The organism is Paraburkholderia sp. CI3 (genome assembly GCF_050436505.1).
Lineage (GTDB): Bacteria > Pseudomonadota > Gammaproteobacteria > Burkholderiales > Burkholderiaceae > Paraburkholderia > Paraburkholderia tuberum.
This window is the reverse complement of sequence record NZ_JBNDMI010000004.1, coordinates 3,995,390-4,016,073: the sequence shown is the minus strand read 5'-3', so window position 1 is coordinate 4,016,073 and position 20,684 is coordinate 3,995,390. Positions and strand designations below refer to the sequence as shown.

17 protein-coding genes and 2 pseudogenes are annotated in these 20,684 nt (G+C 59.3%); 9 read left to right on the top strand and 10 right to left on the bottom strand.

From position 1 onward, the window contains the following. Nucleotides 1-385 precede the first annotated feature (385 nt). Entirely contained in the window at nt 386-595 is a 210-nt protein-coding gene (locus OKW29_RS39915) for a hypothetical protein (RefSeq protein WP_429294746.1), read from the top strand. A gap of 56 nt (nt 596-651) precedes the next feature. Here OKW29_RS39915 and OKW29_RS39910 read toward each other — a convergent pair. Beyond that, nucleotides 652-1,874 (bottom strand): IS3 family transposase gene (locus OKW29_RS39910; protein WP_429292102.1). Its coding sequence is split into 2 segments (ribosomal slippage): nt 652-1,541 and nt 1,541-1,874, totalling 1,224 coding nucleotides; the frame shifts between segments, so codons are not numbered across the junction. Between the two features lie 1,535 nt (nt 1,875-3,409). Between OKW29_RS39910 and OKW29_RS39905 the strand changes: the two genes are divergently transcribed. After that, complete coding sequence (locus OKW29_RS39905) at nt 3,410-5,050, top strand: phospholipase D-like domain-containing protein (protein WP_429294745.1); 1,641 nt, start codon at nt 3,410-3,412, stop codon at nt 5,048-5,050. 137 nt (nt 5,051-5,187) lie between these two features. On the opposite strand, the gene OKW29_RS39900 is transcribed toward OKW29_RS39905, so the two are convergent. Next, entirely contained in the window at nt 5,188-5,463 is a 276-nt protein-coding gene (locus tag OKW29_RS39900; RefSeq protein WP_429294744.1) for a hypothetical protein, read from the bottom strand. A gap of 272 nt (nt 5,464-5,735) precedes the next feature. Here OKW29_RS39900 and OKW29_RS39895 point away from each other — a divergent pair, with 272 nt between their 5' ends. Together OKW29_RS39895 and OKW29_RS39890 are read left to right on the top strand one after the other, a co-directional pair. Beyond that, entirely contained in the window at nt 5,736-6,059 is a 324-nt protein-coding gene (locus tag OKW29_RS39895) for an SDR family NAD(P)-dependent oxidoreductase (RefSeq protein WP_429294743.1), read from the top strand. A gap of 55 nt (nt 6,060-6,114) precedes the next feature. Next, nucleotides 6,115-6,252, top strand: a complete 138-nt coding sequence (locus tag OKW29_RS39890; RefSeq protein WP_429294742.1) for a hypothetical protein — start codon at nt 6,115-6,117, stop codon at nt 6,250-6,252. An 878-nt stretch (nt 6,253-7,130) separates the two neighbouring features. Here the strand turns inward: OKW29_RS39890 and OKW29_RS39885 are convergent. Both OKW29_RS39885 and OKW29_RS39880 read right to left on the bottom strand, forming a co-directional pair. Continuing rightward, nucleotides 7,131-7,973, bottom strand: a complete 843-nt coding sequence (locus OKW29_RS39885) for a tetratricopeptide repeat protein (protein WP_429294741.1) — start codon at nt 7,971-7,973, stop codon at nt 7,131-7,133. Further along, nucleotides 7,970-8,923 (bottom strand): Ku protein, encoded by a 954-nt coding sequence (locus OKW29_RS39880; RefSeq protein WP_429294740.1) that lies wholly within the window; start codon nt 8,921-8,923, stop codon nt 7,970-7,972. Before OKW29_RS39880 ends, OKW29_RS39885 begins: the two co-directional genes overlap by 4 nt. 725 nt (nt 8,924-9,648) lie before the next feature. Here OKW29_RS39880 and OKW29_RS39875 point away from each other — a divergent pair. Continuing rightward, nucleotides 9,649-11,355 (top strand): hybrid sensor histidine kinase/response regulator, encoded by a 1,707-nt coding sequence (locus OKW29_RS39875; RefSeq protein WP_429294739.1) that lies wholly within the window; start codon nt 9,649-9,651, stop codon nt 11,353-11,355. A 219-nt stretch (nt 11,356-11,574) separates the two neighbouring features. After that, a pseudogene (locus OKW29_RS39870) lies at nt 11,575-12,722 on the top strand (IS3 family transposase); the annotation flags it as partial. A gap of 273 nt (nt 12,723-12,995) precedes the next feature. On the opposite strand, the gene phaP (OKW29_RS39865) reads toward OKW29_RS39870, so the two are convergent. Continuing rightward, a complete protein-coding gene (phaP, locus tag OKW29_RS39865; protein ID WP_429294738.1) occupies nt 12,996-13,568 on the bottom strand; it encodes a TIGR01841 family phasin in 573 nt (190 codons plus the stop codon). Between the two features lie 817 nt (nt 13,569-14,385). Between phaP (OKW29_RS39865) and OKW29_RS39860 the strand changes: the two genes are divergently transcribed. Next, nucleotides 14,386-14,649, top strand: coding sequence for an XRE family transcriptional regulator (locus tag OKW29_RS39860; RefSeq protein ID WP_429294737.1), 264 nt, complete (start codon nt 14,386-14,388; stop codon nt 14,647-14,649). 23 nt (nt 14,650-14,672) lie between these two features. On the opposite strand, the gene OKW29_RS39855 is transcribed toward OKW29_RS39860, so the two are convergent. The 3 genes from OKW29_RS39855 to OKW29_RS39845 form a co-directional block, all read right to left on the bottom strand. Then, complete coding sequence (locus OKW29_RS39855) at nt 14,673-14,861, bottom strand: RNA chaperone Hfq (RefSeq protein ID WP_429295016.1); 189 nt, start codon at nt 14,859-14,861, stop codon at nt 14,673-14,675. A 1,029-nt stretch (nt 14,862-15,890) separates the two neighbouring features. Continuing rightward, nucleotides 15,891-16,100 carry a hypothetical protein gene (locus tag OKW29_RS39850; RefSeq protein WP_429294736.1) on the bottom strand — a complete coding sequence of 70 codons (210 nt, stop codon included), beginning with the start codon at nt 16,098-16,100 and terminating at the stop codon, nt 15,891-15,893. A gap of 490 nt (nt 16,101-16,590) precedes the next feature. Beyond that, nucleotides 16,591-16,743, bottom strand: coding sequence for a hypothetical protein (locus OKW29_RS39845; RefSeq protein ID WP_429294735.1), 153 nt, complete (start codon nt 16,741-16,743; stop codon nt 16,591-16,593). Between the two features lie 160 nt (nt 16,744-16,903). On the opposite strand from OKW29_RS39845, the gene OKW29_RS39840 reads away from it, so the two are divergent. Together OKW29_RS39840 and OKW29_RS39835 are read left to right on the top strand one after the other, a co-directional pair. Further along, nucleotides 16,904-17,263, top strand: a complete 360-nt coding sequence (locus tag OKW29_RS39840; protein ID WP_429294734.1) for a hypothetical protein — start codon at nt 16,904-16,906, stop codon at nt 17,261-17,263. Between the two features lie 246 nt (nt 17,264-17,509). Beyond that, nucleotides 17,510-18,016, top strand: a pseudogene (locus OKW29_RS39835) (hypothetical protein). A 902-nt stretch (nt 18,017-18,918) separates the two neighbouring features. On the opposite strand, the gene OKW29_RS39830 reads toward OKW29_RS39835, so the two are convergent. Further along, a complete protein-coding gene (locus OKW29_RS39830; protein WP_429294733.1) occupies nt 18,919-19,185 on the bottom strand; it encodes a hypothetical protein in 267 nt (88 codons plus the stop codon). A gap of 462 nt (nt 19,186-19,647) precedes the next feature. Continuing rightward, entirely contained in the window at nt 19,648-20,070 is a 423-nt protein-coding gene (phaP, locus tag OKW29_RS39825; RefSeq protein WP_429294732.1) for a TIGR01841 family phasin, read from the bottom strand. Between the last annotated feature and the right edge of the window lie 614 nt (nt 20,071-20,684).

The window sequence follows — 20,684 nt, the reverse complement described above, 5'->3', positions numbered from 1 at the left end:
GCTACTGGAGGTCCTGCAGTCTAGTATTCAAGTGGTTTCCCAGGTTCGGTGTGCAGTGCGGCAGGAGGAAACCGATGAGAGCCAGGACACGACGTGCTGATAGGACATTGGGTGGCGTCAACCGCGCCCGCACCTGCGCAGTGCTGAGGGCGGTCTCGACCCGGAAACAATGCGATTGGCAGCAACGGAAGGCACCCCCGAGGCCGCCTTGCCACACGACGTCCAGCACCGCGAGTCACATGAGCCGTCAACGGAGATTCGTGTCCGTCGGAGGCCGAAGCGGGTGCTTAACTGAACTGGTGGGGACGCCCGCAAGTTGGCGGGGCCGGACAACGCCTTGGGGCAGTCAGCCTAGGGTGCGCTCTGCCCGCTGAGGAGTTCCGATATGAAACTTGACGCCGCCACTTTCCGGAAACTGCGTCGCCTGGCTCCCTTCCTCGACGACATCCTTAACGCAGGCGAGGTCGAGTATGCAGACCAGGCTGTGAATCTCACTGCATTGGCAGCCCTGTGCTCACAATTGTTCGACGCATACCGCCACCTGCACCCGGACGATACGGAGCAGGCATGCCTCGACGCCCTCGAGTCGCGGTAACACCCTTCCTCTGGACTGGTGGACTTGCCCCTGCATGACCGGACATGCGGTCACGCTTAGGTTGGTGAATTTGCTCGCTGGCGAAACTCGCGTGGTGAGCGGTATTTCAGGGCGCTGTGCGGATGCAACTCGTTGTAATGGTCAAACGCGATGGCCAGATTCTGCAACGCCGTTCTCGCGTCCGGCTTCGGCATCCACGAGACGTAGTCTCTCTTCATCGTTTTGACGAAGCTTTCGGCCATGCCGTTGCTCTGCGGACTTCTGACCGGCGTCGTGATGGCTTTCAGGCCCACGTGTTTTGAGAACGCCAGCGTCTCCACGGCAATGTAGCAGGAACCGTTGTCGCTGAGCCACTCGATTTCGCTGTCGGTTTTCAGCGCACCATCGAAACGGCTTTCTACAGCCTGAAGCATGACATCACGCACCATGTCTCCGGTATAGCCTCCAGTGGTCGCAGCCCAGCTCATAGCCTCCCGGTCGCAACAGTCCAGCGCAAAGATGACGCGCAGCGGCGAGCCGTCATCACAACGGAATTCGAAGCCGTCCGAGCACCAGCGCGCATTGCTCCGGTCCACCGCGACCCTGCCATCGTGCCGGCGCGTGGATTCGGGATGTCGAGCGCGGCGCTCGAGCAGCAGGCCGTGGGTATGCATGACCCGATAAACCCGTTTTGCATTAACGCGAGGCTGCCCCTGTGCGTCCCGGTTTCGCCGTAGGAGGGCCCAGGCGCGCCGGTAGCCGTAAGTGGGCAAATCAGCAATCAGCCCCTGGAGCTCCGCAACGAGCGGCATGTCGTCACGGGCGGGCGTCTTGCGCTTGTCGACCCATTCAGCGTCGCGCTTTGATTTCACCGCGAGATTAGAGCGCGACACACCCAGGACTTCACAGACCGTCTTCATCGGTCGTCCCCCGGCAGCAATGGTGAGCGCGCAATCAATTTTTTTGCCCGGCCGTACTCCACTGCTTCGCGGAGGATTTCCACTTCCATCGTCTTCTTGCCCAGCAGTCGCTGGAGTTCACGAATCTGCTTCATCGCTTCGGCCAGGTCGGATGCCGGCACCACCTGCTCGCCGGCACTGACTGCTGACAGGCTTCCGTCCTGATAGAGCTTGCGCCAGCCGAACACCTGGTTTGCATTCACCTGATGACGACGCGCAACTCCGGAAACGGTTGCTCCGGGCTCGAAGGTCTCGCGCACTATCACGAGCTTCTCTTCAACAGAGCGCCGGCGGCGCTGCTCAGGCTGGGTCAGAACCTCGACGGGTTCCACATTAGACATAGGCTTAAACATGGGCGGAAGACTACCTCATAATTTAAGCGTTGCCACATGTCCGGTTTTCGCGGGGGCCGGCCCAACTGGCTCGCGGCTTCAGGTATCGCCGGTACTGGTGAAGAGGCAGAATCGGCAGGCCTTTCATGGTGTCGTGCGTGGGTCGATAACCACGGCTAATTCGGAGCAAAACGTTGTACAGTCAATTGCGTGGGGCCTATCGTTTGAGCTCGACAACAAAGGCGTAATTGTCGTTTATGAGGACGTCCTGGTGAGCTCGACCGCCGTGTCCCGCATTGGTGTACCCGACTCTCAATACTGTCAACAACTCGTCGACCTCAGGCAACTCGACCGTTGCAACGTAACAGCTCGTCGCGGTATTCACGCCAAACTGAAGGCCCGCCGCTAGGACGCGCTGCACGAATTCTCACCGAACCTGAGAATTCTCAAACATCGCGAGAAGTCTTGAGAAGTGGGGAGCCAGGAAGCAATGACGGCGGCCGGTGTGTGGTCGGGAAGCAGCACCTCTCCGCGCGCCGTCAGACTGCGTGTCTGGCGGAGTCAGCGTCTGAGAACGGCTCAAGCCCCGGCTGTTGACGGGCGGCGCCCTCGACGCGGCCCGCTATCTAGAGCAGTCCATGCTGCTACCGACCCGCTTCGCTTAGGGCACAAATTCAACCCGAACTCACGAGCGACGAACGTTCACGTTAAATCCGCCAAGGGACAGGCACGTAGCAAGGGCTGTCGACACGCTCGCCTATAAGGCCATCTTGTGACCGATGTCGCTTGCGCGGTTTGCGTGCCCATCGACAGTCCAACGGGCATGTCCGGCTCATCAGCCCGAGAGAGGATTGGGAGCCCCAATCCTGGCGCGGCGCTCATATAGGTCTGCATGAACAAGCCTCATTGGGGCCCCGTCGGTCTAAGCGTGACATGCACAAAATCACGCACGGCGGCCTTTGCTTTTTTGGCTGCCTCTCCGTCATAGGCTAGCGTCGCTCCTCGCTCCTCGCTCAACGCACGGGTCGCTGTACGAGAAAGGTGACTTTGTTTTCGCATTCAGTAATTGACCGTTGTCCACTTCTTCCCAACTGCAATTCCGGACAGTCTGCGCCTGCGGTAAGGTTACTGGCTGCTTGAACGCCCGACCGTCGAAAATGTGACCTGCACCTGGATATTCCGTGAGCGGAACATCGATGCCTTTAGTTTTCAGCCTCTCGACGTATGCTCGGCAGGGCGTAACCGGGTCATAGTTGTCAGCGCTTCCATGAAAGATGCGTCACCCTTTGCCTCAAATTTGACGCTTTCGCCGCATACGCTCTCGGGGTTGCTCCCGGCAACGGTCAACCCGCATCGCGCGCCTTCACATGGAGAGATAGACATGTCGACGAAATGCATCGCGTTTTCGAACAATGATGTGATTATGGTGGCCTGGACGTTCGAGGGTAAGCGCAAGGATTGCGTAGGCTGCGACGTTCGGCGTATTCCGGCCGAATCCGGCAAACACGGCTAGCGGCGAACCACAGGGCGAGTCGCTCCCCGCCATGGCGGGATTTCCCGGCGACCCGAACGCCGGCAAGAGCGGGCGGACTACCGCGCAGGCGCCTATCCAGAAGCTCTTCTGGAAAGACCTGTCCGTGACAGACCTGGCATCGCCTGGCCCGTACATCTACCAGGTCATTCCGCTCAAAGGGACCTTCGATAACAAGGGCTTTCCCACGCTCATTCCTTACCCGGATGTGCACCCGCTCTTCTCAAATCCCGTGACGCTGATAGCAGACCATGGCCCTGCCGACGACGCTTCATCATTGAAGGCTTACTTCAATCGGGGGATTCTAGCTACCCAGTCGCTCACGCACGAGGTGCCCATCAGCAAACGTACCGGCGCGCCAGATGCGGGTGCGTTGTTAAAGCGGATAGCTGACCCGAAAGACGCATTACGCAAGTCTTTGGCGAGCGACCTCATCACCGCATTGCCGGCCCTGCTTGTTGAAGCAAACGCAGAGGGTGGGAACTGCTACGCGGCGCTCTACGAGTTGCACGACAAGGAGCTGGAGTCCCACCTCATCGGGAACAGGCGCCTGCATCTGATTCTGTCGAACACCTTCGACAGCGACAGCGGCAACCCGGATAAGGAGAACAAGCCGGCACGGGATGACCTCCACAAATCCGGCGTGGATGTCCTCGACCGCATCCTTCCCGACGGCAGCCACATCGGACACAACAAGTTCGTGCTCTACGTAGATAGCAAGGGCAAGCCGGCTGCTGTACTGACGGGTTCGGCCAACTGGACGTCCACCGGACTATGCGCCCAGACAAACAACAGCGTGATTGTTCGTTCGCCCACCGTCGCGCAAGCCTATTCAGACTACTGGGACAGACTGAAGCAGGACACGGACGCTGCCAATGGCGACGCTCACGCCTTGCAAGGGAAAACGTTCCGTACCGACAACCAGACACCAGTCAATGTTCAGGTGCCGGGGGCGTCCAACGCTACCGTCTGGTTCTCGCCAAACACTCCGCAAAAGAACAAGCCCAAGAACCCGGAAGCGCCGGTTGACATCGCCGACGTCGAAGGACTTATCAAGGCCGCGAAGCACGCCGTTCTCTTCCTGTGCTTTGACCCTGGCAGTCCCAGCGTTGTGGACGCAGCGGCCGCCGCCCTGGAAGCGAACCCCAAGCTGTTCATTCGTGGCGCGCTGACCAACGTCGAGCGCGCCGGGAATTTCGTTATCGACCTCCACGATAACGGGCGAGAGCCGGATGACCCCGCACAGGTTATCCCTGCAACAGCCATTGATGACACGTTCGGGATGTGGGAAAAGGAACTGCTCAACGCAGGCCACGCGGTCATTCACGACAAGATTGTCGTCATCGACCCGTTTGACCCCGTCAACTGCACGGTGGTGGTGGGCAGTCACAACCTCGGCTACAAGGCGTCCTTCACCAACGATGAGAATCTGCTTGTCATCAGGGGCAACGAAAGCCTTGCCCGCGCGTACACGGTCCATGTGCTCGACGTGTATGACCACTATCGCTGGCGCTACCTTCTGGCGCAATATGGAACCAAGGACAGCTGGCAGGGGCTTCAGCCTGACGACCATTGGCAAAACCGGTATTTCCCTGTGGCTGCAGGAGAGAAGCCCGACGCCGAGCTGACGTTCTGGCTTTCTGCATCTGCATGACGGCAGCGACCGCGCTCCGAGTCCCAAGCGCGGTCAAGCGCATTTGGTTTCCGCGCGGCCGATGTCCATCACCATCGTGCCGACGGCGCCGTCGAGCATCCCCATTCAGCCCGCTCCAGCATTACGGCCACGTCCCCTCACACGCGCCGGAGGCCCTTCAGCCGCTCGAATTCCGCGGGCCGTGTATATGACCGGTAGAGCTCGCTGACGGAGCCAAACGCCAGCGCTGGTTTGAGCGTTGCGCCGGGGAGCGCCTGCGACAACCACTCAAACGCGTTCATGTCGCGTCGTTCTTCCTGCATTGCAGAGGTCAGTGCTGCCAGCGCCTTATCGGGCGAGTGACTGCCAAGGTCGATAAATAATTTTTCAAAGGGATGTCTCGTACGACTTGGGGAGCGCGAGATGGTCAACATCCTTCTCCTGCACGGTTGGCTCCCTTTGCTTATACCAGCGCTATGTGACGATATGTGAAATGCGGAAAGCTCGTCTGCGGCTACGATTCGGCTAAGTCGGAATCTCGGGCCATCGGGCACAACGTCCGCTGTGCCGTAAGCACGCCCGTCCCCGAACCCTGCTGGTAAAGGCCGCCCCCGGTACGTGAATGCAATTTGTCACATCTACTATTGGCTAGTAGGAAGCGTTACGCAAGAGCGCAAGACAACGTGCTCCGCATCACTATCCCTAATTGAATCTGGAGGACCGCGTAGAGAACGCATTCGGCGCTCCCGACCTTGTTGTCTACAACGCGAGCGGCAGCTATCGCGCAGCGGTTGAAGCCATCGACCCACAAAAGCTTGAGGATGCCATCAGAGTGATGGCCCTCGGTGGATTTCTGATTCCTCAGGCCGCCGCAGTTCGGATGGTGACTCGCGGCAGCGGCACTATCCTGTTCACCGGAGCTACGGCGAGCGTGAAGGGCCTACCCGCACCCGAGCTGAAGCTGTCGGTCCGAGCAGACGCTCGAACGGCTAAAGCTGCGTCGGCGTTTGCCGATAACTGGTTCAAGTGACGCACTAAAGCGAGCCAGTTGCCAGGCCGCAAAGAGCGCATTTTCAGGAAGTGGCATGACGCTTGGTCGCGGCTTCGTGACCGGCGTCCAGACCGCGGAAAGCGGCGGCGCGCCTGAGAAGGAGAACGCTAAAAATCACACGCTCGGGGAAGGCGTCGACGGTAGGCAAACGAACGCGACGCCGACGAAGTAGCAGTCGGCAGTATGAAAACGGTAGTCAATAGCCTAAGTTTTCAGGCCACCTTCGGGTGGCCCCTTGTTTTCTAGCCCCACATCGCTTCGCGACTTTAGACCGTTACTGAGCCAGATAGACGTGCACGCCGTCTGGCCGAAGGTGGCTCATCTACGACCCAAGGTGCGGCATGTTGTCGACACTTTCGTGGAACTGGCCGACAAGGGGGTTGTCGGAAAGAGGAACGCGAACCATGGCGCAAGCGGCATTGCTACGGTTCTTTTCTCGAAGCTGTGCACAGGCAGCCAAAGGAGCGCATTGAAGCACCGGCGACTTCTAGTCGTGTGGCCGCGACTCGTGGGAGTGTGCAGGCGGCCGCGTTCGGTGGCAGAGGTAACTCGCGTGCGCTAATCCTTCGTCTTGGTTGCCCAAACTCTCCGCGCTCTAAAGTGAACAGCAATTGAAGCAAACACACGGGAGCTTGGCAGGAAGGCTATCAAGTGCGAATAACGAGAGACGCGTCGCTCAAGGATAGCGAATTACACAGATTAAAGATTATAAGATTACCGGAGTGCTCGACCGAGAAAACATCTTGCCTGCAGCGCAGTTTTCGGAAGTGGATACCCATTTTCCGTGTGTGAAGGCCAAGCAAAACGTGGGTGGAGGACAAGTTGCGCGTGGGTGGAGGACAAGTAAAACGTGGGTGGAGGACAAGTCACGTCGATGAACTTCGACAGAACAGTTGCGTTACGAGAACGATGCGCAACGCAGCTGCAGCTTTGTACGTGCTTGCATCAGGCCGTCGCCTGGACATGCCGCGGAGTTTCAGCATCCTCATGAACGGGTTGATAGGTCGAACGCCGTGCTCTGAAACACATGAATCGTCGGCGAGGTCCAGTTCAGCCAATCAACCGGCGATAAGCACTAAGGTGTCGAACTAGACCCTGTTTGTCGCCGCGAATCTCGCTCAGCCGGGCGAGGTTAAAGTGTGCGTCTGCATGCGTCGGGTCAAGTTCTATGCATCGCTGATAGGCTGTCGCCGCAGCGTCATAGCGTTTCAGCTCTTCGAGAACGACCGCGCGGTTGAAGTGGAGTAACGCGTCATCTGGGAAGTGCTCTAACGCCCCATCAAAAACGGACAATGCCTCGTCGCAACGCGTTTCTGCCTCGCACAGCAATACGCCCAGATTCGTATAAGCGTGGTAATGCGGTGATGGCGCGAGCTCGAGCACTTTCCGGTACGCCTGCTCCGCGCCAATAGCATCGGTTCCGGTGAGTTGTTCGGCGAGTGCGAACCATTCCTCCGCTTGCTGTTCGCGACTCGTCTGGTTTCGCGGTGCCGAGTCGAGGAACGCGACCTCGCCTCTAATAGGTGCGACCTCGAAGTCGAGCAGGTGCTGGCCGGAAGCGGCGTCCCATTGGGCCTGTCCTGACCTGACAGCCACCGTCTCGCCTACCGATGTGATTCGAATTCCAGAAAGCGGAAGCTCGTCAGGAAGTTCGGCTTTCAGCTTGGCAAGCGCCCTCAGAATCTTCCGTGATGAGATTTTGGCTGATTGCAACTGAAATGCTGTGCGCAGGACCACTACATCCTGGAAGGAGAATCGAAGTTCGTTTCTTCGGCCGCGTGCAGGGTGAACAAATCCGGCTTCAATCAGCCCGGAAAGCACCCGACGCGACACGCCCAGCAGCGATTGAAGGCTGCGCAACGAGTAATCGTTTGACTGGCTCCGTCTGGTCACTTGCGTGCTCGGACCTTTGCCGGCGGTGCTTCTTTTTTGACGTCGGCTTTCGGTGTGGCTCGTTTGACAGGCCGGCGAGGTTTGGCAGCCAACACTTCGACGTCAGCGGCGGTGGTCTTCTTCGTTGCCGTTGTCCTGGCCGGCGCCGTCTTCGCCGGTACTTCCCGTTTCGCCTTGTTGGCGCTGAGACTCGCCCGAAGAGCTTCCATCAGGTCAATTACCTGGCCGCCCGACTCACTCATGGACTGCTCTGGAGACACAATCTGCTTGCCCGCGATTTTCTGGTCGATGGCCTCGAGAATCCGCTTTTTCTCCTCGTCCTCATAAGCCGACGGGTCGTAAGCGTCTTCGGAGACCTGGTCGATGATTTGCAGCGCAAGCTTGAGTTCCGTGGCGGTTACGGGCTCCTGCTCGATATGCAAATCGCTCAATGCGCGCACCTCATCTGCGAACAGCAGCTGCTGGAAAACCATACCGTCTTCAGCGGGCCGTATCTGGACGATGCGGGTTTTGCCTTTATAGGACCATTTGGCGAGTGCGCACCGTTCGCTTTGGCGCATCGCCTGCTGCAGCAGACTGTAGGGTTTGCCACCCCGTTTGTCCGGCGCAATGAAATACGCCTTGTCGTAGTAGAGCGGGTCGACCGATTTTTCCGGCACGAAGGAGACAATTTCTACAACGTGCGTAGCACCCTCTTCAAGCGCCTTCAGCTCGTCCGCAGCGAAGACGACGAACTGCCCCTTTTCGAACTCGTAACCCTTCTTCATGTCGGCGCGAGCCACCACCTCGCCTGTCGCCTCAGAGATGTACTGCTGCTTCACCCGCCCGCCTTCTGGCGTCAGGAGATTGAAGCCAACCCCTGAGGCGCTCTCGGTGGCCGAGTACAGTTTGACCGGGATGGAAACCAGGCCGAAGGAAAGCGTCAGAGACGCGATGGAACGAGCCGTCATGGATTCCTCCTCATAGCCGGCGGCTGGAGGCCGCGCAGCTTCTGATTACAGCTGGACCGACCGCCAGCGTCGACATGCTGCGGGCCCAAGGCCAGCGTAGCACCGGTAGTCCCGTCCGTGAAGCAATCGAGCAGGTGGTATGCCCATTAACGGGGGCCGGTCGCTTGCCACGGTGCGGATACCCAGTACTTAAGAGTCGTTCCATGACAGCGCTGTTGCGTGCTGCGCGGTCGAGTGCCCTCGCACAAGCGCGGGCTGATTCACGCCAAGCGCGGCACCGCGAGTCACAAAATGCCCACCAGCGCAGCTGTAGGCGTGGATTTCATGGCCAGCTCCAGAGAGTTAGGAGGGTTCTACAACATCCATGCCGGGGCATGCTTGAGAGGTCGACTGGCGAGGGCGAATGGCGCATGCCAACGCGCCCCGAGCCATTCGCAGGCGCAAGTTTCGCGTCTATGGGCCCTCCGCGTCGGCCGTCCGCGCGCCGTTCGTACGTGCCAGCAACGGCGGATGACCAGTCCAATTTGGGAAGGGGCTCCGCTTCTGGTCGGACCTGAGTAAATGTCCGCGATAGGACAGGAGAAAGGTGATAATTGTAAGTCGTGTGCTGGTCTCGCAGACGAGCAACGCGACAATGCATTTCCCGGTTCGTTAGCCGGGTCCGCAGAATGCCAGCACGATAGCGGCCCATCGAGCTTCATCCCTTTCAAACGCGAACGGATGTCATGGAAAGCAATCGCAAACGCACGCAGACGGATGCACTCAGCACGCGTCCCTCAAGAGCGGCCGACCATGCTTCAGAAAACGCCGTGCTGCTGCGGCTCGCTCGCGCGCAGACCGGGTCCCGGGGACAGCTACTGCAGGAAGTCGCCGACGCTGCGCTACTGCTGTGTAACGCAGGCAGCTCCGGAATCAGTCTTGTTGAAGAAACGGGCCTACATTCGCAGTTTCGCTGGCTGGCAGTCGCCGGATTGTGCGTTGGATTGGAAGGTAAGGCGACGGCGTGGCGTGAATGTCCGTGCGGACTGACGCTGGAGTCCGGCGAACCGCAACTGTTTGTCCAGCCACAGGAGCACTTCCCCAGCCTCCGGTTTCCGGGCGTGGAAATCACCGAAGGACTGGTGGTTCCGATTCCGACCGGTTCTGGATTTGCAGGAGCGATATGGGTGATGTCGCACACCCCTACGCGCCGGTTTGACCTCGAGGATGTCCGGCTGCTCTCGAATCTCGCAGTCTCCGCCGGCGCTGCGCTAACCATCGTCGACGCCCGCGACATTGGTGCCGAAAACGACCGCCGGCATGGCGAGTTCGTAGCAATGCTCGGACATGAGCTGAGAAACCCGATGGCGCCTATCGATAGTGCCATCGGCGCGGCGAAGCGATTGTGCGCGGACAATGAAAAGGCGGTCGAGGTCCTGACCATTGCACAGCGGCAAATGCGGCATCTGCGAACGCTTATCGACGACCTCCTGGATGCCGCGCGGCTAAAGCACGGGAAGCTCGCCATCAAGCACAGCGACACCTCGCTCAATGAGATTGCGTTCGACGCAGTGACCGCGGTGAAGCATCACATCGAGTCAAGACGACATTCGCTCAAGTTGACTGGCCTTGAAGTACCAGTGCCGGTTCGCGCCGACCATGTGAGGCTGAGTCAGGTTCTTGGGAACCTGCTGTCAAACGCTGCCAAATACACGCCGGTCGGCGGGACAATTGAACTAGCGGTGAAAATCCCGAGTGACCTGGAAAAGTCCGGGGGAGATGTCGTCGTTATCGAAATTGTCGACAACGGCATTGGCATCGACAGTTCGCTCCAGCCACATGTCTTCGAACTGTTTGCTCAGTCTGCTCGCGGCAGCGCCCGGGCAGAAGGCGGTCTGGGAATCGGCCTTGCGGTGGCCAAGCGGATGGTGGAGCTTCACGACGGCACCATCTCGATACACAGCGAGGGAGCTAACAGAGGAACAGTCGTCACGCTGCGTCTGCCGATACTTCGGTCTCAAGCAGAGCGGCTTGCAGCGAAGGATTCGGCAGAGTCGTTGGGTCTGGGACCCGTCCGCCTCCTGCTCGTTGACGACAATCCGGATGCGCTTCAGTCATTAGGTATTCTGCTGGAGCTAGACGGACATCAAATTACAACGTGCGACAACGGCCATGACGCGGTGCGACTCGTCAACGAGACGCACCCGGAGGTCGCCATCATCGACATCGGCATGCCTGAGATGGATGGTTTTGAGGTTGCCCGCGTGATAAGGGCTGACGAACGACTTGATAACGTTATGCTGATAGCCCTCACTGGGTATGCGGCGGAGCCCGATAAATCGCGGGCACTTGCTGCCGGCTTTGACTGTCACCTCACCAAACCTCTGTCTCTCGAGAAGTTGCAGTCCATACTGGCTAACCGCGCCGGCGAGAAACTCGGCGGCATTGTCTGATTCGAGCGAGCTGACGGGCACAGGGCCAGCTCTAACCAACCGCAAACAGTGTGGGGGCATCTTTATCGCTTAGGCCCTTTTTTCTATTACGTGCTTTCGAAAGAACTCCGCTCCTGCGGAGGTCATCTGTTAAAAGAGCCCATGCAACTTATGGCTTTATATGTCTGAAGTTGACCCAGAAAAACGGACATCTATCCTTTGGAGAAGGAGGTGCCGATTATGGGCAAGCATCGTACCCCGTACCCGGCGGAATTTCGGGCACAAATGGTCGGGCTGGTGAAGGCCGGACGCAGGCCGGAGGAACTGGAAAAGGAGTTCGAGCCGACTGCACAGACCATCTACAACTGGGTGGCGCAGGCTGATCGCGACACAGGTGTGCGGCATGACGGTCTGACCACAGCCGAACGGCAGGAGCTCACACGGTTGCGTCGCGAAGTCCGGCAACTGAAGATGGAGCGCGACATCCTCTCTCACGCGGCAGCCTGGTTCGCGAGGGAGACGGGATCCATTCCACCGAAGGGCGGTACGGATTCATGAAAGCGAACCGGGCCCGCTGGCCCATCGCGATGATGGCACGGCTGCTCGGCGTCTCGACGAGCGGCTATTACACGTGGCTGGTGCGTGAGCCCGCGATGCGCACGCGTAGCGATGCGCAACTGCTCGCGCATATCCGCACGCTCCATGCAAGCTCGCGCGGCACGTATGGGGCACCGCGTATCCATGCGCAACTCGCGCGCGAAGGCGTACACGTGGGGCGCAAGCGGGTGGCGCGCCTCATGCGTATGGCGGGTCTGCGCGGGGCAAGCCGGCGGCGCTGGCCGCGCACCACACGGCCACGCGCAGGCGCCCGGCGTGCGCCTGATCTGGTGCGCCGGCACTTCAGTGCCGACGCGACAAACGTGCTGTGGGTCGCAGATGCGACCTATGTACCCACCGGTGAAGGATTCCTCTATCTGGCAGTCGTGCTGGATGTGTTCAGCCGTCGCATCATCGGCTGGGCGATGTCCAACCATCTGTACACCGAACTGATGTTACGCGCGCTGGACATGGCGTTGCAGCAACGACGCCATGACGGTGTGATTCTACATTCCGATCAAGGCTGTCAATACACCTCCATTGCCTTCGGGCGGCGCTGCCGAGAAGCCGGCGTACAACCGTCGATGGGGACCGCCGGCGACGCTTACGACAACGCGATGTGCGAGTCGTTCTTCGGCACGCTCGAAGCCGAACTGCTCTGTCGCGAACACTTCGCGACCCACGAACAGGCACGGCGGCGTCTGTTCTCGTTTCTGGAGAGCTGGTACAACATACGCCGCCTGCACAGCAGCATCGGCTACTGTTCGCCGCTCGAGTTCGAAAACCTGCATGCGCAAGGTCAAAGCTTATCGCCGCGCGGGTTGTCCACCGCCAGGCAGCGTCGTGGTCGTGACAGGCGACCCGCCGCCCGGCCGTCGACAACCCGCGATTTGATCTTATCGGGAGGTGCCACACCGCACTAAACTCAACTGCAAATCTATCCAACTCAACTGCAAATCTATCCGTCGAACCGGGTCAACCTCAGTCAGCGGCCAGGTCGCAGCGTGTAGCCGGGCGCATTAGCTCGCCGCGCCGTGCGACCCCGGGTTCAACGTTCCTTCAAATTATTGCTTCGTCGCTTTTGCCGCTTTCCCGACTGCCTGGTCAGCCACTTCGGTCACCTCCGATGCGGCTTTTGTTGCGGCGTCCAGGTTACTTTGCGCGACTTCGACTGCCTGCTTCGTGGCCTTTTGCACGCTTTCCTGAGTGGTGTCGGCCAGCGTAAAAGCTTGTTTCAGAAATGCGATTGCGGCTTCGGAGCCAACCGGGGCGTTTTGCGCGAGATTCTCGACGAACGATTGAAGCTGGCGGCTGACCTCCTGGTACCGCGCATTGACGACCTCTGCCAGCTGCGTTTGCGTGGCCGACGCAATCTCCGCAACCTGACGTTCGTACGTCAGGACCTTCTCCGCCGAGTGCAGCGCCAGCGCGTCCTGCAGACTGGCAACTTCCTGTCGGCCCTTTTTCGCCAGCCCGTCCTGCTCGCGTTGGTGCCAATCGGCAAGCGTCGTTCTCGCCGTATCCAGATTCAGTCTGATGAGCTTTTCCTCGCCCTCCAGCACTCTGCTGGCCAGGCCGAAAATGAAGTCAAGATTTGCTCGCTGGGCTGTAACAGCCTGTCCCTGAAAATCAGTCATGTTCGCCTCCAGAAGATGAATGCCCAACGCCCAGCATGTTCGGCAACGGTGACCAACTGATGAAGCGCGTCGTCTGGAAGCTCCCGGGTCGGCTGCATTTTCGACACCGGCTCCGCAGGCGTATTGGTCTCGGCCGCGAGCCCGTACAACATCCTCCGCGCTGGGCTGCGTAAGGGTGCTCTGCGGACGTTGACAGATGCAGGAACTGCAAACGACGAAGATGTCATTACAGGACGGTGGCGGTCGGGGCGCCAATTGAATCTGCCTATCTGGGACACCCTTGAAGAAGGGTGTTTTTCTCTCGCCGCCACCCGCTGTATGCGTCTGCGTCCTTATTGCGATGGCGCTTTCGCCGGAGACCATCATCGCGATGTGTGACGAGGTCGTGGAACAGCACGCCGCTCCTTTCCACGCAAGCAGATATTCGCCAGTGGAACTTCCCGGACCCGCGGGTGACCAAAGTCGGTGACGCACGAACAGTGCCGACCTTTGGGTAAGTTTTCCGACAGACCTACGTCTGCGAGCGTTGTCATTGCGCTGCTACTTCATTCGAAGAAAGCGGCGGAGTAACTTCTGGCCTTGTACGGGATAGGGAAAACGGCCTCCGTGTCGATTACAACGGGCATTTAAAGCGTTAACTCAAACCGGGGAAGACGCGCCGCAACGGGCGTTCAGGTGCAGTGAAGTTCACGCGAAAGACATGCCAGCCCGGGTGATGGCGTTCGACTACAAGCATCAACCTCGAAGTCGTGTCACACCTTCGTAGCCTGAAGTACCTAGGTTTGGTCACAATGAGTTACACGGAGCATTGCACGTCATGAATCGTCGTCTGAATCTTGATGTACATCTGCAAGACACACTCAAACACAACGGCTCCAGGCGGGCCTTCGCTGCACGACTGGACATGACCATCAAGCGCGCCAAGGTGACCTCCGGTCGGGTGGCCAGGTCACTCGGCGTATCGGAACACGAGGTGACCCTTTGGCGCGCCGGAGTTACTGTTCCGAAGAGTACGGATTGTGCGCGCCTGTCTGAACTTCTCGACGTAGACGTCGTCTGGCTATGCGCAGGTCAAGCGTAAGCGACAGCATGTCATGGCAGTTCTCATCGGACAGGGCCTCGCACGCGGTTCGGCTTGTCGCCATTCACCGGCACCTCGGTCGGCTCACGTGTCTGGCTCCTGCCATTGACCGGCAGCACGGTCGAAATGGCATGTTTGTAGACAAGTTGCGCAGCCGGGCCAGATTCCAGCAGAACTGCAAACTGGTCAAAGGCGGCCAGTTGACCGCTCAGTCTGCCAGGCGGCCAGTCTCGGCTCTGGTCCCTTGCAGGTGCACTGAGGAGGTAGCAACATCGACCAGCTTTGTCCCCACCACCTCATTCATGCACGAGGGCTCCGCTAGTTCCGCACGGTTACCGCCGCGCTTCGCCGCCTGAAACGCCAGCCCCACGGTGCCAGCAGCGTACAGCGGTACGACACGGTCGCCTCTTACCCGTGCAATACGTTGCATAGCGACACAAATAACCGCTCCGCAGAGTGCCTTCGCGGAGGAACCTAGTCCGTCTGCAGACCAGTTGCGCTGAACCGGGACTGCCAGCCGACCGAAGACCCGGTTGATGCCTCTGAGCACGGTCATCTTCGGTTATTGGATGGGTGGCACGACTCCCAGCTTCTCAGCAAGCATCCGTTCGTACACACCGAAGTGCAGGTCGACCTCTTCCTGTGTCACCGACTGAACGAACATGTTCACCTGGTCCGGCAGCAAGCCACGATTTACGCTCGGAATACGGACTCAACCGATGAATAGCCAATACTCGGCCCAACGCCAGAAGGCGGGTAAATCCGCCAGTCTCCCGCGCCATAATGAATAAGTAGAGCACAAAAAACCCGGAGGTCCTTGATGCGCGAATGCAGACGTAACGGTTGCCGCCTGGATAGATGCGTCCGAATCTTGCAACGTGTGTGTTGCTCGTCGGGCAAAACCACTTCCCCACCTCGCGGCGCAGAGAAGAGCGAATGTTTTCGGACATGGCGCACCTTGGCAATTCGGCGCCGTGCTAGGGGACTACGGCGTCACTTTACGTCTAGTCCCAATACGTTGTACTGCAAGGCGTCGGCGCAATTTAGCTTCTTCCACTCGCGCCATAGCGCAGCGATTGCAGTGACTGCTCGTCAGCCCGGTGAATGCGCCCGTCTCACCGCTTTCTCCGTCTCGCAACTCGACTCAGAGAACGCTTCGCAAGGGATGAGACACGGCTGAAGGCGTTTCCATGCGCTCGAAGAACTGCACTTTTCGCTGATTGTTTCCGCTCGCGCGTTCACTACTGCGACTCGGGGGCGTCGAGTCGCACTTGCGCAATCTCGCCCGGATAATGACTGTGGTATGCAACGAAGAGCTGTGAGCATAGCTGGGCGAGCGAATCAAGGCCTAGCGCCTGTTCTGCGTGCTCGATTTCGCCCGCATTGAGTACGTCATCGAGAACCGGAGCGAGACGGCGGAGTCGGTCAAACGTGACGGCGTCTAATTTCATTTGAGACATCCTGTAGTGAGACGGTGGAGAGCACTCTGAGCGGTTTAGTACCACCGCATGCTTCCCCCTCGGTTGCCCGGCTCGTTGAATACGCCGTTCGTAGCTGCAACGAGTTTGATGACGTCTCCCCCAGAATGGGGACACACGGTGCAGGACCGGCATGGGCAGGCACCGCTAGTTCGCAAGACTACGTATCATGCAAGCGTTCAAAACTGACAGGAAAAAAGGCGCTGCAGGGGGAATCTGCAAGGCCGTAAAAGCTCTGCGCAGGAGCAGCCACAGAACCGGAGAGCCGGATGACCTGGAGCCCGGAGCAAGGGCCCAAAAGATTTCCGCCACGCAGCCGCGAATTGATGCTCGCGACGCGGAGCCATGTAGACGTACGCATTAGCGGCGTTCATATGGCGCTAACAAGGGTGCACGAAAGACGAAAGAGTTACTGCTGCGCGCACGGTCTGCGCCTGACAGTCCAGCATCTGCGCTGCCTTAGTCATGCGGGCTGTGAGCCGGCACGGCTGACGGAATGGAAAGCGCCATAACGGCGGGTTGCAATCGCTTCAGCGTCGGTCCGTGAAGCGGCCTGCGCGAAGGCAACCGACCAACGGCCGCAGACATCGCGATAACGTATCGAATAGATGAACATGGCAAGCTCCTGTGCCCCCGCGTGCCGGTGTATAGTCGCGCGCAGCGGGAACGCGTCGGACATGAAATAAAGGTACGCGCGCCGGGCTGGCAAATCCATTCTTACAACGTATGTCGTTTATAGTGCGTTGACCTCGAGAACTTATACCAACGTATATCTCGTGAAATCGCCGGGTACCCAGTTTGCGCGCCGCTTTAGCTGGAAACCGACACGACGACAGGCGGCGCGCGCAGTGCGCTTATCAAAAGCGCACGCGCGACACCAAGGGCGGTTACTGCCCCGTAAAGATACGTGGACTCGGCCGGCTCATTGCCATATCGAGCATCCTCTGCTGCACCTCCCTGACCCTGTTGACCGGAAGCTTTCCGGCATCGAAGTCTCGCAGCGTCTTGTCAACCTGCTTGTCAACTTCGCGGACCGCCGCGATAGCGTTCGCATCTCCGCGCTCGGCCGCAAACCGCAGCCAATGGTCGGCTTCGAGAAGATGCAGGGACAGCTCTTTGTGTCGTATGAGCAGTAACCATGACGAATCATCGAAAGAGACAGACGCGCGACGTGGGCCGCGATGATGATAAAGATGAGCGGTCAGGCGACGCTCCGAACGCTTCCGGCTCGCCGGTCCTTGACAGCGCTGCCCCCTCGTGCAGTCAGAGGATGATGATGCACTGGTTGACGAAGACGCGCCGGGACGAGAGTCACCGGGTCGAGGTGTTGCACCGAAACAGACCGTTTCCAGCCAGGCACGTAACGAGCGGAGATAGCTGCAATGGACGACCGATATGACCGACGCGAACTGCTGCTTCACCTCGAGGATATGCTCGAAGCTTTGACTGTTTAGCCCGGACCGGTGCGCCCGACACGCCGGTGGTGCAGCTTGCAAACGAACAGGATTTGTTTCGGGACTTTGAATTCCTCCGGGCGCTCGCCCCGAAGATGACGGTGGCCGATTTCAGCGCACGAGTCGCCAGCGTTCTTCCTGTGGCCAAGGGAATTGCTCGACACAGAACTCAACCGCAGGGCTCTGGCGTCAACCGTTCAACACGACCTTTTTGAGGTCAACCCTGACGGCTGGAAGGCGTATGCCGCTCACGTCCGGAAGAAGGTGAAGTGGTTCGGGACTGGGCTTCCCCAGATGAAAAGGGACGCGTTGGCCGAGCCGTTGCACGATGCCGCGGAGGAAAAGAGTCCAGTCGGGGTCGCGTCGCCCGCGGAGCGGGATGCGCCCGGCGAGCGGAAGGGCGGGCCTTGTCCCGAACCAAAGCCGACGACCTGACCGATGCCGTCGCGACGTTTCTGCCGGACTCAAGGTCACCAGCGCGCCCCGGCTCAGCCTTGGCGACATCATCGTCAACGACGAAGTCTGTCTCGTGAAACGAACCGGCGACAAATTTGACGACTCTTCCGCGGGACGAAGCCGTCGACTGGTCCACGCGTTCACCGAGCCTGCAGGCATGCGCTAGTTGCTTGTCGAGTGAGCCTGTCGCGATGTTAACGCCGCGTGCAGTCCGCTGTTACCACTACTGGCTGTTTTCTTTTGGGCCGTACCGTGGTCTGTTCACGTCGCTGTTCGCGCCGCTACGGGTACCCATATTCAGACCATTGGCCTTCCCCCGGTTAGAACGTCCGGTCGGAGGGCTGCTCTGCATCGCACCGACGCCACCGCGTGTGACATCCTGCGAACCGTATCCACTGTCGTTCGGGGCTGTCATCGAACCGACCCCCGGTCTTAACGTCCCGCCCGCAGTGCCGCCAGCGTGCGCGTATGTGATTGCCGCCAGCGCCATCACGAGAGCCGAAGCGCAAAACGTCCTATTGTTAAGTTTCATGGTTCACCTCCGAAGAGGGGATGTCGTGAAAGCGACTGCTGCTGACGAACGAAGTGCCGCAAGGCCCGTGCCTAGGGCCGCTGATTCGTCGCTTTGCAACGGCAGGCAGGCGATAGAACAGACAACGGACGCTCATTCCGTATCCGAAAATGCCGCCCTCGCAACGCCCCTTCGCATAGCTGGCGCTCCGCGGCGGCCTGCCGTGCAGCGGGCTGTCGATTTTTTTCTTTGCCGTGCCTACAGCAACGCTTGGTGCTCCCGGTACCTTGGCGGCGGAGGCAGAAGTCACCCTCACGAGAGCCGCCGTATGCCAAAACGGCTTGGGTGGGGACCTCTTTTTTGCCTTGCGTTACCTACGCCTGTTTCCTATCCTCTGAACAATGGAATTAAGGAGCTTCTTGTGTCCCAGATAAGAAAAAAAATTTCCGTGATATTCACTGCTGCTCGCCTGAGTGCACTCGACGACCGTTCGGCAAGCCGGTTTCGAGGTCGGGTCGGGCAGGTCATAGCGCATGAGCCCACGGGAAAGCACGTAAGCGTCGAATTCCCGGTGGATGGTGAGCGGCGGCCTGAACGGCTTGAGCGGGTTCCGCTGGAATACCTTGAGGTCGTTCATGCGCACTCTGGCGCGGCAGCCCCCTCTCCTGCACACTCACCGCACGCTAATGCAGCTCGAATGCAGCACTCGGCAAGGTTTAAGCGACACACCTGACGCTTTCATTAGGCCTTGGAGCCACCGCGCTTGCACTTTCAGGGGCAGCGGTGGCTCACGTCGATGTGGGACAAACTATCGGGTTTCCGGCAGCCGTTTATGTGGCGCCCGCCTGTGTATGCGCCACCGCTTACCTCTGCCGTCTATGAGCAGCCCGCCCGTACGCGCCAGCGCGAGTCATCGCGGGCCCTGAATAAGTCATCGGCTGGAATGCCGTCCGGATGCCCACCCACGCGCCGCGCACGCCGCTCAGGCGGGGCCCTTACGATGAGAACACCGAAGCCGAAGGGATGCGCGGCAGGCAGTTACCAACATGGACAGGGCATGTCGAATAACACTTATCTTTTCCGCGCAGTTTTGACCTGTTCAACAAGCCTGCTGGGTCGCTTTGTTTGTGGCGGAAGTTGCTGCCTCAATGTTGTCTTCGGCAATTTCCCGTGCGTCCGTCGCCTCGCTGGCGGCCGTAACAGCTGATTGCAACGCGTTCATCGCGGGTTCGCTTCCCGCCGGAGCATTGCTTGCGACCGTATCGACAAGCGCTTGCGTATTCCGCTGTTGCCGCCTGAATTGGGCCTCAGCGCTCGTGGCCAGTTCGGCCTGGGCGCTGAACATGATGTTGTACACATGCCGCCAGTACGACTGTGCTTCTTCCATGGCGGCTTGCGCCCGCTTTGCCTGCAATGCGAACAGCTCCTGCGGGTCTTTGGTTGACAACGCCGTGCTGATGATTGCCTGATTTTCGGAGAGCGTCGATTTAGCCGCCCGCAGGTTCAGCTCGAGGTGTAGCAAGGCTTGGTCCCGGCAACGCGTGCAACGTCAGCTTGTGCTTTGCGTTGCATAGAGCGGCGCGCCATACAAGGCGCCTCAGTCATGCACGACGATGCACGGCGAGACAGCTTCCCTTACCCACGAACGACACGTACCGACCTAGCATCCAATCTGGCGAAAGACTCAGCGCGGTAAGTGATGGAGGTCGACGTGCCTGCGCACAGGAGCGCCCCCCTTCTTGCAGGATGCACGTGACGGTTCGCTCGCAGTATTCTGTGCCAATTCGGACAGTGGCTGCATCGCCCAGGCCGACATGCGCGACTACCGGTTTTTCGTCGATGATGAGCGCCCATCGGAGCAGGCAACGACATTGCCGCCAGGCGCGTTATCGCATCAAACGACGACTCCGTTGGCGTGTCGGGGATGCCGAAGCTGTGCAGTCTACGCAAACGCTCGCACTCGTTCGCGCGATAGAATGACCTTCATAAACCGTCACCCTTGTGGCGTGATGGGTTCAAAATAACTTAAGGCGCAAAAGATATACCTCGTCGCCATGGAGGCGATGCACGGAAAGAGTGTCGGCCTGGCACTTCTTTTGCGTTACGGAGCATGGAGCACAGTTCGCGATGGAGGCC